Genomic DNA, 14,724 nt, shown 5'->3' with positions numbered 1-14,724 from the left:
AGGGAACGTCTCTTGCTGAATTCTTTGGTAACAAACGCACCGAGTCTTTTTGCCGTTCATCTTGCCGGCATCGACTGGGCCATCATTGCGGCCTTTTTTGTCGCTGTTATTTCGATTGGTGCCTGGGCCTCAAAAACAGCGGGGGAGAGTAGTTCCGAATTCTTCTTGGGTGGTCGTAGTATGCCGTGGTGGCTGCTGGGCACGTCGATGGTGGCCACCACCTTTGGAGCAGACACGCCTAATCTTGTGACGGGAATGGTCCGTGAGGGAGGTGTCTCCAAGAACTGGGCTTGGTGGGCTTTCTTGATCACGGGCATGGTCACAGTCTTCATCTATGCCAAACTCTGGCGCCGCAGCGAGGTGCTGACTGACCTAGAGTTTTATGAATTGCGATACGGCGGAAAGCCGGCCTCGTTCCTGCGGGGATTTCGATCGATCTACCTCGGTGTGTTTTTCAACGTGTTGATCATGGCCTCCGTAACTTTAGCCATTATTAAATACGGATCCTTGATGTTTGGTGCTTCGAAGTGGGAATGCGTTGTCTACGGTTCGATTGGCGTTGTGATATACGCGACGCTGGGTGGACTGAAGGGTTGCATTTGGGCTGATTTTTTTCAGTACACGTTCGCCATGGTCGGCGTCGTCGTTGCAGCTTTTTACTCATTGGATATTGCCGCGCAGACCGCCGCTGAAAATGCCTTAAATGCTGGCTCGATAGATGCCAGTCAAGTTGCCGGATTTATAGACTCCTACTCGATGGCGGACCTGCTGAACACGAAAGAAGTCGCGGCGAAGACAAGTATCTTTCCCGATTTTTCAGACGCGAATCAATATGTACCGCTGCTGCTTATTCCCCTCGCCGTGCAGTGGTGGGCCGTCTGGTATCCTGGATCTGAGCCTGGTGGCGGTGGCTACATCGCTCAAAGAATGCTGGCCGCCAAAGACGAGAAGAATGCCATCGGCGCTACATTGTTCTTTAATTTTGCCCATTATGCATTGCGCCCATGGCCTTGGATTTTCGTGGCGTTGGCCTCCGTGGTTTGCTTTCCTGAACTCGCTGACATCAAAGCGGCATTTCCCCATGTCGACGACTCGATCATTGCCCATGACCTTGCGTATCCCGCCATGGTGTCGCGTTTGGGACCCGGCGTCCTTGGCATGATCCTGGCGGCGATTTTCGCCGCTTACATGTCGACGATTGGAACGCATTTGAATTGGGGTTCGTCGTATATCGTTAACGATTTTTATTGGCGTTTTATCAAACCCGATGCTTCGCAAAAAGAATTGGTGCTGATGGGGCGCATCTGCACTGTAGCTCTGATGATATTGGCTGGGCTTCTCTCACTCTATTTGACGAGTGCCACGCAAGCGTTCAATATCCTGCTATTATCTGGGGCGGGCTCCGGAGCGATTTATCTGCTGCGATGGTTCTGGTGGAGGATTAATGCTTGGTCCGAAATCTTTGCGATGGCTGTTTCGGCCTCGCTGGCCTTTGTGCTGGTCCTCCTGGTTGATGATTCCGCAGTGGCGCGAGGCCCTATCGATGGGTTCACAATGAAATTGCTCATTTGTGTGATCGCGACCACGATAGCTTGGCTTGTCGGCACCTTGATTACGCCTCCAGAAGATCAAGCCACTCTTCGCAAGTTTTATCGCAAATGCTATCCCGGCGGGCCCGGTTGGGCGAAGGTTGTTGCGCGAGCACGGAGCGAAGGTGATCTCGTTGATGAAGCTGTCCACGGGAAGGCGTGGCAGATGCCACTGCAACTCGTGTGCGTGTCCTTGGGATGCCTAGCCATTTACTGTTCCCTGTTCAGCATAGGTGGTGCCGTCTATGGCAATTGGATTCAGGCCGGGATTCTGGGCGTAATCGCTGCCATTGCAGCGGGACTTCTGTTCAAATTCTTTGACCGAATTAGCACCGACTAACCAACAACTCATTTGGAATAGCAATATGATCGTTCGGATCGCCCAGGTATTCGCGATTCTCTCCGCCGTGATTCTCACACAGGTTTCACTGTTAGCGGCTACCCCACCCAAGAATGATCCCAAAGTCTTCGTCGGCTATGTCGCAGGGCTACCGGTCGATATCAATTACGATCTCTATACGCATCTGTGTCATGCCTTTGTGGTGGCCGACAAAGATGGGACTTTGATTCCTCAAGACAATGTCCCCAGCGAGCAGCTGGCACGTGAAGCTCATGCAGCAGGCGTTAAAATCCTGCTGTCTCTGGGAGGTTGGGGCTGGGACGAGCAATTCGCCGCGATGTCGCTCGATCCCACCGCCGAGGATCTCTACGTCAAGTCAGTCATGCACCTCATTGATAAGTATGACTACGACGGGATCGATCTCGACTGGGAATACCCCGACACCAACATCGAGATTGTCGGTTTTGAAAGACTCTCGCGACGCTTTCGCGAACAGCTCGATCAATTGGGAAAGAAAAAGAATCGCCCGATGCTGCTCACCATGGCCGCCGCGGCTCATCCGACGACCCTCGAATGGCTCAAGAAGGATTTTCTGCTAGAGACCATGGATTGGATCAACGTCATGACCTACGACTACTGCGGCAGTTGGGCCAAATTCGCCGGCCATCATTCGCCGCTGTACGCTTCCAGTAAGGCACCGTCTGGCGAAGGACTCTCGACGGAAAAGTCCATCGAGTTTCTACTTGAGCGTGGCATTCCCGCCGATCGCATTGCCCTGGGCCTACCGCTTTACGGCCGTGCCTTTGCCGTTTCTGAACCCTATGCCGACACGACTCAAGCCAAGAAACCTTCACGCGAATCCGCCAATTACAAAGAGATTGACGAACTAATCCAGACGAAAGGTTGGCAGCGTATCTGGGATGACGAAACCAAAACGCCTTGGCTCGTGGCCCCCGATAAGTCAGAAATTATCGGCTATGACGACGCTGAATCTATCAAACTCAAAACCGACTGGGCCAACAAGCGCGGCCTTCGTGGCGTGTTCTTTTGGCAAGTCGCTGCCGACCGTATGCCCGACGGTTCTAATCCGTTGCAAGAAGCGGCTCAACTGATTCTCTTATCGACTGACTAGCTGCTCTCCCGTACTCGTGTCAATGCGATACTTCGTGTCGCTATCGCCGCTGGATTCTAGTTCAGCGCGTTCTAGAAAAGCACGAATAAGAAAACACACTGATGAACCCTTGCTTGCCCTGGCAAATCTTCAAGCATGCAACTCGTGTTCAGGACGAAATGTCAGTGCTGCCCTGCTCGCTCGTAAATCACTTCCGCGAAGAAACAAGCCGCCACTACTTCTCTGCCGGCAGCGGGCATGAAATCACCGTTATCCCACAAGCTTTCGCTAGACCCTACAGCTTATGGCTGCTTGCAAGGTGTTTTGCAATTTCTTCCTCGGGCCAATGGAATTTTCTGGCATGCTAGCGCCTTATAAACACGGAGAAAATCGCATTTCTCGGCCTGTTTGCCGTGCCAGCGGGCTGGAACGTGAGTTTGGCACGCGGTCTGCATAATACTAATGCCATGAAGGTTGGATGAGTTTGCGGAGCAAGCGAGTCCGCCGGGCGAAACGTGTTCGGCTCCAACGCTAAGGGATTTTAGGCTTGGGCAACACAGCGCTTCTTTTCAAATCATCTTATGGAACAGACGAGCGGACGATTCGCTCACAGACGCAGAGGAAGAGAAACATGGTCGCACCAAGGAAGACTCGGCAAGTGGTTTGCACGGTAATTCGTGTTCCCGCCAACGACCTTATGGATACTTTATTAAACGGCACCACACTGACCGAAGAACGCCCCAGCAATCGCTTGCCATGGTCAGACCCAACGATTGCCCGATTGGTTGCTAACTTGCAAGACGAAGTTCGCTGCGAACGTCGGCAAGCCAAGTTGGCCTGGCGGACAAACCAAAGTCCGGTCGCCGATTTGGATCCTCCCACGCCCTTCACAGAGAGTGAATGGGAATGGCACGAGGAACCGCGCTGGACTTGGCCTCAGTAATCACATTGCAGGGGATTAACATCCCCCGCTCGCCGGTTCCCCCCCGCAGACAATACGAAAAGACAATCGCGAAAGAATTTGTGATGTTAACTTACCTGGGATGCTGCCTGGCCGTTATGATCACGCGCCGTGTGAAAACGCGGCGCAGTCGACGGCTTAAACGCCTGCTAATAGCTCGGGGCGTAACTCCGCAACAATAAAGAACGAGCCGGTGACGCACACGAGCTGATCCGGCTCCGCTAATTCCTGGGCTAATTGCCAAGCCTCCGCCGGGAGCAATCGCTCGTACACCACTGTCTCAGTGCTCGTGAGCTTGGCCAACTCTTCGCGAACGACTTCGCCCAACTTGTCGGTTTCGACGGCCCGCGGATTGTTGTGATATTGGGTCACAATCACCTTTTGAAAATGCGGCACCAACACGCGCACGATGCCACGAACGTCCTTATCCTTAGTGGCTGCCAAGACAAGGATGCGCTGCTCGCAGGAAAAGCAGGTTGTGATGACCTCGACCAAAGCCTCCACGGCCGCGACATTGTGCGCCACGTCGAGCAACACCGCGGGATGTCGGCGGACGAGTTCAATTCGCCCCGGCAACACAAGTTTGGCAAAAGTTTCGCGGATCGCCTCGCTGGAAATCGACCAACCTTGTTTGCGTAATCGCGCGACAATCGCAATCGCCAGCGCCGCGTTCTCGGCTTGATGTTCGCCCAACATCTTGAGCGGAATGCCGGAGAGCGTGGCATCTTCGCTGCCCAAATCGCCGGTGAAATCGAGCCGACCCAGCTTGTTACGCTTTTCAAATTCGACAGGAGGATGATAGACATGCTGAAAATCGTGGCCCGCTTCGATCATGCGTGAGCCGTGCTGACGCGCGATCTCGGCAATCACGTTGCGTGGCCCCGTTTCCAGCGGTCCGCAGAGTATGGGGACGCCGGGTTTAATAATTCCTGCTTTTTCGGCGGCGATTTCTTCGACCGTCGAGCCCAATTGTTTCGTGTGATCGAGGCTGATGCTCGTGATGACGGTGATCGCCGGCTGGCAGACATTTGTCGAATCGAGCCGACCACCTAGACCGACTTCCAGCACGGCAATGTCCACTTTGCGTTGGGCAAAGTGCATGAGCGCGATCGCGGTCGTGAGTTCAAAATATGTCAGGCCCAATGAGCCGTCGGCTTCGCGATCCATTTGCTCGACCACGGGTCGCAGTTGTTCCACGAGCGCGACAAGATCGTCGCTGGGGCAGGGGACGCCGTTCACGACAAAGCGTTCTTCGATGCGTTCCAAATGCGGTGAAGTAAACAAGCCCGTTTCGTAGCCAGCTTCTTGGAGAACGCCCGCCACCAGGGCCGAGGTCGAGCCTTTCCCTTTGGTGCCCGCGACGTGAACAATCGGCAGTCCCGCATCAGGATTTCCGAGCCGCGTGAGAAGCTCCCGCATCCGGTCGAGCTTCATATGCCGCTTGCCATAGGGCAACTCGGTGATTCGCTCGTAATTGATGCGTCCCAGCAGAAACTCGCTCGCGCGCTCATAGGGCGTGAGCGTCGTCTTCGCAGGTTCTTCAGCGGGAGGAAGGGATGTCATATGCTCCAACTTGGCTCAGATTGGGCCTGTCGTGGCTCGCACGTTTCCATGTGCGGCTAGCGCGAAAGCTCCTACGATCAGATACTCAACGCCTGCGTCGTTCAACGCATTCAACATGTCGTTGTAGTCTTTGGGAAGCAATGTCCTCGCCTTTCATAGCCCAGGCACTAATTGTTAAGGGCCACACCATTTCCATGCGTTCTTCGGGGCTTAAGCGACTCAAGTCATCTTCGCTGCCTTGTTGGGCGAGCGTGGACTTACGAATCAAAATATCGCGAGTAGCTTCCATACCTTAATTCTAGCACATCTTGCCTCTCTGCCCAAGATTAGCGTCATTGATCTAAACCAACCCCGCCATCGTTTTCATCCCCAGCGGTTCGCGGCAGGTGAATGGTTCGCCGTAGCGGCAGCCAATCGTCTTGCCCCAGTAGGCCGCCTCGTCGCGCAGGCCATCCATAAACGTCGGCGGTTCGGTCACGCGACCGGTGATGAACTGGCTTTCAAAGCATTGGATCGCCGCGAACTTGGCTTCCCACTGCTCGCTGATGTCGAGCACGAATGCTGGTTGCAACGCCTGCTTCAAATGCACGCAGTAGTAGTTGTAAATCCGCTGCGGGTGAAACGGCTCGCCGGGGAGATCCGTCTTCGTAAGCTTCGACCAAAATCGAGCCCCATCGACCAACTCGGTCGCAGCCACGTGATCGGGATGCGCATCGACCCAATACGGCGCGAACAACCATTTGGGCCGCTCGCGGCGAAAGACTCCCGCGAGCTTGGCGCGATTCTCAAGAGTGGCTTCCAAGCTGCGATTCGGCAGCCCCAAATTCTCGCGCCATTCGATTCCCAAAATTCTCGTGGCGGCGGCAGTTTCTCGGGCGCGAATCTCCAGCGAGCCGTGCGGCGTCGGTTCGCCGCTGGTGAGATCCAGAATTCCCACGCACAGGCCTTCGGCCACGAACTTCAAAATGGCCCCGCCCATGCCAAGTTCCGCATCATCGGGATGCGGCGCAACCACTAAAACATCGAGCATATTGCTTCCAATCGAACTCAGACCTTGCGACTCACGGTGAGATTAAGGTTCAATAGCGTGAATCATTGTACTATTCAGACGAAACCAACTGCTAGCCGCAGAAGGCAGCCGACGGTCAAGAATTGCAGCCGGGGACTTGCGTCGACCACTGCGAAGGAATATCCATGCCGACTCCCGAAGACATCTACTCGCAGCTTTGCCATCACGTTCGCGAAGCCACCTATCTGGCCAGCATCCAAGAGCTGTTGGAATGGGACGAGCGGACCAAAATGCCCCCGGCTGGCGGCGAGTACCGCGCCAATCAGGCCGCTTACGTGGCGGGGCTCGTGCATCAAAAGCAAACTGCAAGCGTCATGGGCGAATGGCTCGCCGAACTCGCCGACAGCCCACTTGCCAAGGACGCCACCAGCGACACCGGAGCGGTTATCAAGCATCTGCAACACGATTACGACAAGAAGACACGCTTGCCGCAAACACTTGTCGAAGAATTGACACGCACTGCCGTCCAAGGCCAACAAGTTTGGGCCACCGCACGCAAGGCGAACGACTTCGCCGCGTTCCAACCGATTCTTGAAAAAATGATCGGGCTGAAACAACAGGAAGCCGCGGCCTTGGGCTACACGACTACGCCCTACGATCCTTTGCTCGATGACTACGAACCGGGCGAATCGACGGCCAACGTCGCCCGCGTGTTGGCTGAGTTACGCGATGCTCTCGTTCCTTTGGTGCAAGCGATCAGTGAAAGTAAGTTCCGACCCGACACCAGCATTCTCGCGCGAACCTATCCTGCGGGGGCTCAAGAACTGTTTGGCAAACAAGCGGCCGCGAAGATTGGTTTTGATTTCCAAGCGGGGCGGCTCGACGTGACCGATCACCCGTTCTGCGCAGGATTGGGCCCCGGCGACGTGCGACTCACCACGCGCTACGATGAACACGCGTTCTCCGATGGCTTCTTCAGTATTCTTCATGAAGCAGGCCACGGGATTTACGACCAAGGCTTGCCGCGAGAATTCTATGGACTTCCCACGGGGGAGTATGTGTCGCTGGGCATTCACGAATCGCAATCCCGCATGTGGGAGAATCAAGTCGGTCGCAGCCGCGCGTTCTGGGAGTTTTTCTTCCCACAAGCTCAACAAGTCTTCCCCGAGGCACTTGCCAACGTGGCGGTTGGCGATTTCTATGCGGCGATCAACGACTCGCGACCTTCGCTGATTCGCGTGGAAGCCGACGAGGTCACCTATAACCTGCACATTCTGATTCGCTTTGAATTGGAGAAATCGTTGCTAGAGGGGGATCTGCTCGTCGCCGATTTGCCCGCAGCGTGGCAGGAAAAATATCGCAAGTACTTGGGCGTGGTTTCACCCACCAATGCCGACGGCGTTTTGCAAGACGTTCACTGGAGCGCGGGGTTGTTTGGCTACTTCCCCACGTATGCACTAGGAAATCTCTACGCGGCCCAGTTCTTCGCCCAAGCCACACAAGACCTGGGCGATCTCGATGCCCAATTCCGCCAAGGAGAATTCGGGAATTTGAGTGAATGGCTACGTGCGAACATACATACTCACGCCCGCCGTTACACACCGGCCCAACTCGCCGAGCGAATCACCGGCAAACCCCTCTCCCACGGCCCGCTGATGGAACAGCTCACGGCCAAGTATGGTGAGATTTATGGGCTGTAATTAGTAGCCTAGAACGTTATTCATTCACAGAAAATAATCTTCATGCCCATTACCACTCTCACCGCCACTGTCGCCGAAGACCAAGCTGGTCGTGTTGGCGCCGTGGTGCAGCAACTCACCAAGCTTTCGCACAGCAAGATGCGGGGGCTGTTCGACCACGACTGCGTCACTCTCAACGGCATGCCTTGCTCGGAAAACGGCAAGCTGATCCGCCCCGGTGATCGCGTTGAAGTCCGGTACGATCCGCAACAAGGTTATCCTGAAAAGAAAAAGAAGTGGACCGACCGCACGTTTCAAATTGTGTACGAAGATGAGCACCTGCTTGTCGTCAACAAGAGTGCCAATGTGCTGACCGTGGCGACCGATCATGGGGAATTCAACACGCTGGAGAACCGCGTCACGCATTACCTCAGGAGTACCGGCCACAAGCGCAAGGCGTTTGTCGTTCACCGCCTCGACCGCGGGGTGAGTGGGCTGTTGGTGTTTGCCAAGACGCCGAAAATTTTGTTTGCCCTCCAAGAGCAATTCAAAGACCGTAAGCCCGAGCGTGTCTACCTCGCGATCGTGGCGGGGCACTTAAAACCTGTGAAAGGAACATTTCGCTCGTATCTGGTGACGGGCGACAATCTCGATCAATATTCCACACGCGAGGAGGGAAAAGGAGAACTCGCGATCACGCACTATGAAGTTCAGCGTCAATTGGCCGATACGACTTTGGTGGAAGTGCGACTCGAGACGGGCCGTCGCAATCAAATCCGCGTTCACTTTGCCGATCATGGATATCCCGTGCTGGGCGATCCGCGCTACAATCGCAAGCTCGCCCGGCACGAGCGTTGGCCCAAAAGCCGGCTCGCATTGCACGCGACTTCCCTAGGTTTTATACACCCGGCAACGCTCAAGCCCATTCAGTTCCACGCCGAGCTGCCAAATTTAATGCTGCGCTTCATCGGGAAGCCATAAAACGAAAAAGGATCAAAGCATGGAAACTCCCCTCACTGGCAAACGTATTTTGATGTTCGTCGGCGATATCTACGAAGACCTCGAAGTTTGGTATCCCAAGCTGCGGATGATCGAAGCAGGCGCTGAAGTCGTGCTCGCGGGGCCTGAAGCGGGTGTGACGTATGCCGGCAAGAATGGCTACCCCTGCAAATCGGATGTTGCGATCAGCGACGTCGACGCCAGCAAGTTCGATGGGCTGATCGTCCCCGGCGGATTTATGCCCGACAAGCTCCGCCGCGATCCCGACGTGCTGGCCATCGTTCGTGAATTCAACGCCGCGCAAAAACTGATCGCCGCGGTCTGCCACGGCGGGTGGATTCCGATTTCAGCCGATGTGTATCGCGGCGTGCGCGTGACCGGTTCGCCCGGCATCAAGGATGATTTGGTCAACGCCGGCGCGATTTGGGAAGATGCTTCGGTGGTCGTTGATCGGAATTTTGTCTCGAGCCGCAAGCCGGATGATCTGCCCGATTTTTGCCGAGGGATTCTGCAAGTACTGCTGAGCTAGCAATCCGCTTGACCACGCAATCGCTACAATCCCCCCGGCTTGTGGCGACCCGTTCGATTCAGACGGTTTGATAGACCATGTCGCCAGGAATCGATGGTGTTGCGAGCAACTCGGTGCGGTAAAATCGAGGTAGACGCGTCGCCTTTTAATTTCGCCGAGAATGTATCCGATGGCAAAACTCGCTACCTGCCCGAGTTGCACCACTCAACTGGCCTTGCCCGAGCAAGCCACGCTCAGTGATCGCGCACGTTGTCCGCGCTGCCAGGATGAATTCCTGCTGATGGAGACGGTGCAGTTTTCTATCCCCGAAGCGGAAATCCTCCCGCCACGCGAAACCGAACCTGAAACCACCACGGCCGACATTGCAGATGACGAATACTCGCCGGCCATGTTCGCGCGCGAATCGCTGGACGATGCTCCCGATTCCATTGAAATGCCGTCGATGGAAACACCGTCCTCGGAACCGCTGACCGCGAGTGCCACGCTCTCGGATTGGGAAGCGCGTTTGAAGCGTGCGATTGCCGATAACGTTGATGACGAACCAGAGACCTCGGAACCCAAACGACCCAGCTTCGACTTTGGTAGTGCACGACTTGGACCAACGAAATCCGATTCGCTCGCCGAGCCCGAAGAGTACGAAGTTGCCGACGAAGATTTATTTCCCAAGACAGAGTCGCGGAAACCAACGCCCGAACCAGTGGCTTGGTCGCCCGCCGACGCTTATGCGCCGGACGAGTCTTACGAGCCTGAAGTAGCTGGCGTCGAAGAACCGGAATACGCGCCCACGATCGAACAAATCGCCGCTAATATCAAAAGCGAACGAGAGCTCCCTTTCGATGTCCAAACCAGTTCCAAGCCGCGCACCAAACGGAAGCGAAGTTTAGTTCGCACGTTGGCCAGCGCGAGCCTCGGTGTGGTTGGCATACCCTTGGGTTTGTATGCCCTGCTGTGGCTGCGCGGACCTGCAGGCGACATGCTGCACGTCGCTCAATACATGCCTGCGTTCATGTTGCCGGCGTCGTTTGAAGAGCCTGACTTCATTCCAGGTGAAGAGCAAATCGCGGAGCAACCTTTGCCGTCGGTCACGGAAGAAACGCCGCCCGCAGAAGAACTCCTCGCGGAAACAAACGAAACAGAAACCGAACTTCCCGCAGCAGAGCCGCTTGTCCGCGAAGATGCGGCCGTTGCCCCCGCCTCAGCGGAAGTGCCGGCCTATCGTGGGCCTTCGCTCGAGTTGGTGAACCCACAGGAGTTCAGTGAACTCTTCGCCACTGCCCAGGAAGTCGCCAACCAACTCGGCGAGGGCGATCTCTCGACCCGCGAATCCGTCTCCAGCAAAGGCCAAGCCTACATGTCGCTCGCGCGGCTTGCCGAGAAGAGTTCCTACATGAATCAGCCCGGCCTCTCGCCAGATGAAATGACTAAAGCCCTCTCGGCTAAGCGGCTCTTTGCCAGTCTGCTGGCTGATCCCGTGGTGCAACGTGATCTTCCTCAGATCGCGCTGCGTTGGTGGCAGTATGCCGACCGACCAAATCCCGGCATGATCTTCACCGGCAAGGTCGAGCGGATTGAAGAGACCGCCGCCGGACCTTTGGCGTTTGTCACGCTGGGTAGCGCCACCGCTGTTCCGGCCGTTCCCGTTCTGATCGGCAATGCCAATCACGCCGTGGGTGATGAGATTGGCATCGTCGGCAAAATCTTGCCAAAGCCCCAGGAAACGTTGCCGGAGCTTGATCCCACGCTCGAAGCGGTGGTGATTGATTTTTATTCGTTTCCGGTTGCCGTCACGGCGTCGAACTAGAGTTCATAAACCGTGGGCTTCCGCCTGCGGCTAGTAGAAGCAGAAGCCCAATTTAGACGGCGATCTTGGCGCGAGGTGAAACGGTTTCCGTCAGATCTTTGTTGGTTTCTTCATCCAACAACGCCAGCAGGTTACTTTGAATCGTTCGGCAAATGTCGTCGAGCGGTAGATGGCTCACACGGCTGAGCGAAAACGGATTCTGTAGCTCCACGCTAATCTGGTCGAGCGCCAACAACGGATAGGCCACAAGCATCACGATGATCGGCGTCAAGAAGTCAACGCGGTCAAAGATGCCAAACGGGAGGGCGATCAAATACAGGAACAAGAACCGCCGAATCTTGACCGACAACGCCTTGGCCAGCGGCGTTTTCAAAATCCGTTCGCACGCCCCGACGTGATCGATGAGCATGGTCCGTTGCTCTTCGGCTTCCTTGAACGCGAAGCGATCCATTTGGTGGTTATCCAAAGCTTCACGCAGGAGCTCGGCAAGTCGCTGCGTCACATAGAGCGGCTTATGTTGAGCCGCGGCGAGCTTTTGCAAATCGGCTTCGCCCAACAACAGTCGCATGTCGTCGATGTTATTTTGCGCCCGTAGACTGTGTCGGCAGGCATGGGAAAAGGCCGCGCTCCAGCGGACAAACTGATCGCGCCACCGCAAATCGTCCGGTCCGTAGGCCAAGCCTACTTGAGCAAGATTGCGAGATTGATTGACGATGCCACCCCACAATTTGCGGCCTTCGTACCAGCGGTCGTAGCCGGTGTTGGTGCGTAACATGAGCAGCACGGCCAATGCCGCACCAATCAATTCGTAAGGAGCCACATCAGACGATGGGATCAAGCGAGTGTTAACTCCTACAAGCCAAACGATTGTCGCGAGAATTCCGAAAACCGCGATGCGCCACTTGATCCCCGGCGTCACCGAGGTATTGGTGAGAAAGATTTCGTGCCAAAAATTCCTGTGTTCCATGACCTAATTTCTTTCTTCCGATTATGCGATTGCAAACAGTGCGCAGGACGTCTGCTGCAAGATGTTGACCGTGCTATCACCGAACAAACGACGATACAAACGATTTCCGCGACTCATGCCGATAACGGCCAAATCCGCTTGCCATTTCTTGATGTACGGCAAAAGCACATGGCGAACTTTGCCCACCACAAAACCTGTTTCCAAATGCGGGCGGCGAACCAGACAATAGTCCGACATCTCACGCAGTGCACTCCGCGCGGCTTGATCGTTCTCCCCAATGGCCAACAACCGATGTTGGGCTTTCTCCATGATTCCCAGACTTAGATACGAGCGAATAGCACGGCCCATGGCCTCGCTGCCGTCATACACCAACAGCACCCGCTCGATCGCACGTTGCTCGGGGTGCAAGACCAAGAGCGGATTGACGCCGCGGGTCACGAGGTCCATCAAGTCCGCCGACGTGAGCCCCGCGGAATCGCCACCCACAAAGCCAGCCGTCACTACGAGGTCGTGAAACCGCGCTTCTTGTGGCAACAAGTTCAACGGATTGCCGGCAATGCTGCGAACGTCGAAATCGAGCTTGGCTTTCAGACAGGCCTGGGAAAGATCGCTGCGCAACTGATTTTTTTGATGTTCGGCCAGCAGTTGATGCGAGTTGACAAGCGAAGCGTAGGCGGCCGATTCGCTGAGGTGGGCATCGTCGCTGGCACGGGTGTCGACGAGCGTCAGACCCCGGACCCGAGCTTTGACTTGTTTCGCCAGCTTAACTCCCCAATGGATCACGGATTGAGCCTGTTGTTCTTCTTCCAAGTACAACAAAACGCTGTTCAACATAGGCTCGATCCTTGCGAAAACCGGAAAAAATCCGGCATGATCGCTCATGGGGGGCGGGAGTGTAATGAATTCTACGGATTTGTTCGAGCGAAGTTGCTTCGATTGCCAGCACTGGAATCATCAATAATTTCTAATAGTTAGAATTTATCGATGGATCGTATTGATTTATGCAATTTCCCGTCAACATCTGCTGGAAGCGAACCATTTGCACTTACCAGCAGTAGTAGCGATATGTCAGATTGCGTTTATTCGCTGGGAAAACAACGGTTTTACTGCGGATGTCCGCATCCCTCTTAGGTTTCGCCAGTATTTACGACCTATCGCCAGACTCTCATGCACGAACTCAATTCTCACAAAGTGGTAAACCACGCGAGCGTTCCCGAGCAGAACGTCGGTGTGAAGCCACAACTGTTTGAGAACCTGCAGCAACTGAATTTCTCGCACCTGCTGTACTTCTGGGCCGTAGCGCGCGACGGCAGTATCGCCAGCGCCTGCGAACGCCTGCAAATCAGCCAGCCCACGATCAGCATGCAGATCCGCAAGCTCGAACGCGCGCTGGGCCACCGCTTGTTCGACCGTTCGGGCCGCAATTTGGTGCTGACCAACGTAGGCCGTACAGTTTTCGATTACGCCGACGAAATGTTTTCGATTGGCCGCGAATTGCTCGGAACCCTTCGTGGTCTACCCGGCAAGCGCTCCGGCCGGTTGCATGTTGGCATTCCGACGTCTCTCCCCAAGCTGATCACACACCGCTTGCTAGCGCCCGTATTGGAGATGCCTCAGCAGATTCAATTAATCTGTCACGAAGGGGAACTCAGCGATTTGGTGACCGGGCTCACGCGACATAAGTTTGATGCGATCCTCACAGATACATCGATCCCACCCACCCTGGGCGTGCGGACTTACAATCATCCGCTCGGTGAGAGCGATGTGACTTTCTGCGCGACGGCGGAGCTCGCTGAAAAGTATCGAGTCAACTTTCCGGCCTCCTTGGATGGTTGTCCGATCCTGTTACCGACCGCGCTCACGGATATGCGCCGTGTGCTGGATCGCTGGTTCGACGAGCAGCAGTTCAATCCTTACATCGTGGCCGAATTCGACGACAGCGCATTGATGAAAGAGTTCGGCGGCGGTGGCAGCGGGTTGTTCCCCGTCCCCACGGCGGTCCTGCCGCAACTCACCAAGCAGCATGGCGTGGAAGTCGTCGGGAGTTTGCCTGACGTTCGGATACGCTACTTCGTAGCGACCACCGAGCGCAAACTTACTCACCCGGCGACGATCCTGATCGCAAAAACTGCCAAAGCCGGTTTGCTCAGCGAACTCTCTTAACTTCGTAAAAATC

12 protein-coding genes are annotated in these 14,724 nt (G+C 55.4%); 8 read left to right on the top strand and 4 right to left on the bottom strand.

Going from position 1 to position 14,724, the window contains the following annotated elements:
- The first annotated feature begins 12 nt into the window (after nt 1-12).
- The 3 genes from AC6T8Q_RS10450 (at nt 13) to AC6T8Q_RS10440 (ending at nt 3,983) form a co-directional block, all read left to right on the top strand.
- Nucleotides 13-1,929: a sodium:solute symporter family protein gene (locus tag AC6T8Q_RS10450; RefSeq protein ID WP_500679025.1), complete on the top strand. Its 1,917-nt coding sequence runs from the start codon at nt 13-15 to the stop codon at nt 1,927-1,929.
- 25 nt (nt 1,930-1,954) lie between these two features.
- Nucleotides 1,955-3,061 (top strand): glycoside hydrolase family 18 protein, encoded by a 1,107-nt coding sequence (locus AC6T8Q_RS10445; protein ID WP_500679024.1) that lies wholly within the window; start codon nt 1,955-1,957, stop codon nt 3,059-3,061.
- Nucleotides 3,062-3,671: 610 nt separating this feature from the next.
- Entirely contained in the window at nt 3,672-3,983 is a 312-nt protein-coding gene (locus tag AC6T8Q_RS10440; protein ID WP_500679023.1) for a hypothetical protein, read from the top strand.
- Nucleotides 3,984-4,139: 156 nt separating this feature from the next.
- Here AC6T8Q_RS10440 and AC6T8Q_RS10435 read toward each other — a convergent pair whose 3' ends face one another.
- Nucleotides 4,140-5,564 (bottom strand): bifunctional folylpolyglutamate synthase/dihydrofolate synthase, encoded by a 1,425-nt coding sequence (locus AC6T8Q_RS10435; RefSeq protein WP_500679022.1) that lies wholly within the window; start codon nt 5,562-5,564, stop codon nt 4,140-4,142.
- Between the two features lie 340 nt (nt 5,565-5,904).
- Nucleotides 5,905-6,594, bottom strand: coding sequence for a bacillithiol biosynthesis deacetylase BshB1 (bshB1, locus tag AC6T8Q_RS10430; RefSeq protein ID WP_500679021.1), 690 nt, complete (start codon nt 6,592-6,594; stop codon nt 5,905-5,907).
- Nucleotides 6,595-6,758: 164 nt separating this feature from the next.
- On the opposite strand from bshB1, the gene AC6T8Q_RS10425 reads away from it, so the two are divergent.
- From AC6T8Q_RS10425 to AC6T8Q_RS10410, 4 genes are all read left to right on the top strand, one after another.
- Nucleotides 6,759-8,273: a carboxypeptidase M32 gene (locus AC6T8Q_RS10425; RefSeq protein ID WP_500679020.1), complete on the top strand. Its 1,515-nt coding sequence runs from the start codon at nt 6,759-6,761 to the stop codon at nt 8,271-8,273.
- 42 nt (nt 8,274-8,315) lie between these two features.
- Nucleotides 8,316-9,233, top strand: a complete 918-nt coding sequence (locus AC6T8Q_RS10420) for an RluA family pseudouridine synthase (RefSeq protein ID WP_500679019.1) — start codon at nt 8,316-8,318, stop codon at nt 9,231-9,233.
- A 19-nt stretch (nt 9,234-9,252) separates the two neighbouring features.
- On the top strand, nt 9,253-9,780 hold the full coding sequence (locus AC6T8Q_RS10415; RefSeq protein ID WP_500679018.1) for a type 1 glutamine amidotransferase domain-containing protein: 528 nt from the start codon (nt 9,253-9,255) through the stop codon (nt 9,778-9,780).
- Between the two features lie 169 nt (nt 9,781-9,949).
- A complete protein-coding gene (locus tag AC6T8Q_RS10410; RefSeq protein WP_500679017.1) occupies nt 9,950-11,581 on the top strand; it encodes a hypothetical protein in 1,632 nt (543 codons plus the stop codon).
- Between the two features lie 52 nt (nt 11,582-11,633).
- On the opposite strand, the gene AC6T8Q_RS10405 is transcribed toward AC6T8Q_RS10410, so the two are convergent.
- Nucleotides 11,634-12,548 (bottom strand): bestrophin family protein, encoded by a 915-nt coding sequence (locus tag AC6T8Q_RS10405; RefSeq protein WP_500679016.1) that lies wholly within the window; start codon nt 12,546-12,548, stop codon nt 11,634-11,636.
- Nucleotides 12,549-12,569: 21 nt separating this feature from the next.
- Entirely contained in the window at nt 12,570-13,382 is an 813-nt protein-coding gene (locus AC6T8Q_RS10400; RefSeq protein ID WP_500679015.1) for a universal stress protein, read from the bottom strand.
- A gap of 333 nt (nt 13,383-13,715) precedes the next feature.
- On the opposite strand from AC6T8Q_RS10400, the gene AC6T8Q_RS10395 reads away from it, so the two are divergent.
- Nucleotides 13,716-14,711, top strand: coding sequence for a LysR family transcriptional regulator (locus AC6T8Q_RS10395; RefSeq protein WP_500679014.1), 996 nt, complete (start codon nt 13,716-13,718; stop codon nt 14,709-14,711).
- The last annotated feature ends 13 nt before the right edge of the window (nt 14,712-14,724 follow it).

Source organism: Bythopirellula sp. (genome assembly GCF_041737835.1).
GTDB lineage: Bacteria > Planctomycetota > Planctomycetia > Pirellulales > Lacipirellulaceae > Bythopirellula.
Note: the sequence above shows the minus strand (reverse complement) of the source record. Positions and strands in the feature narration are given on the sequence as shown.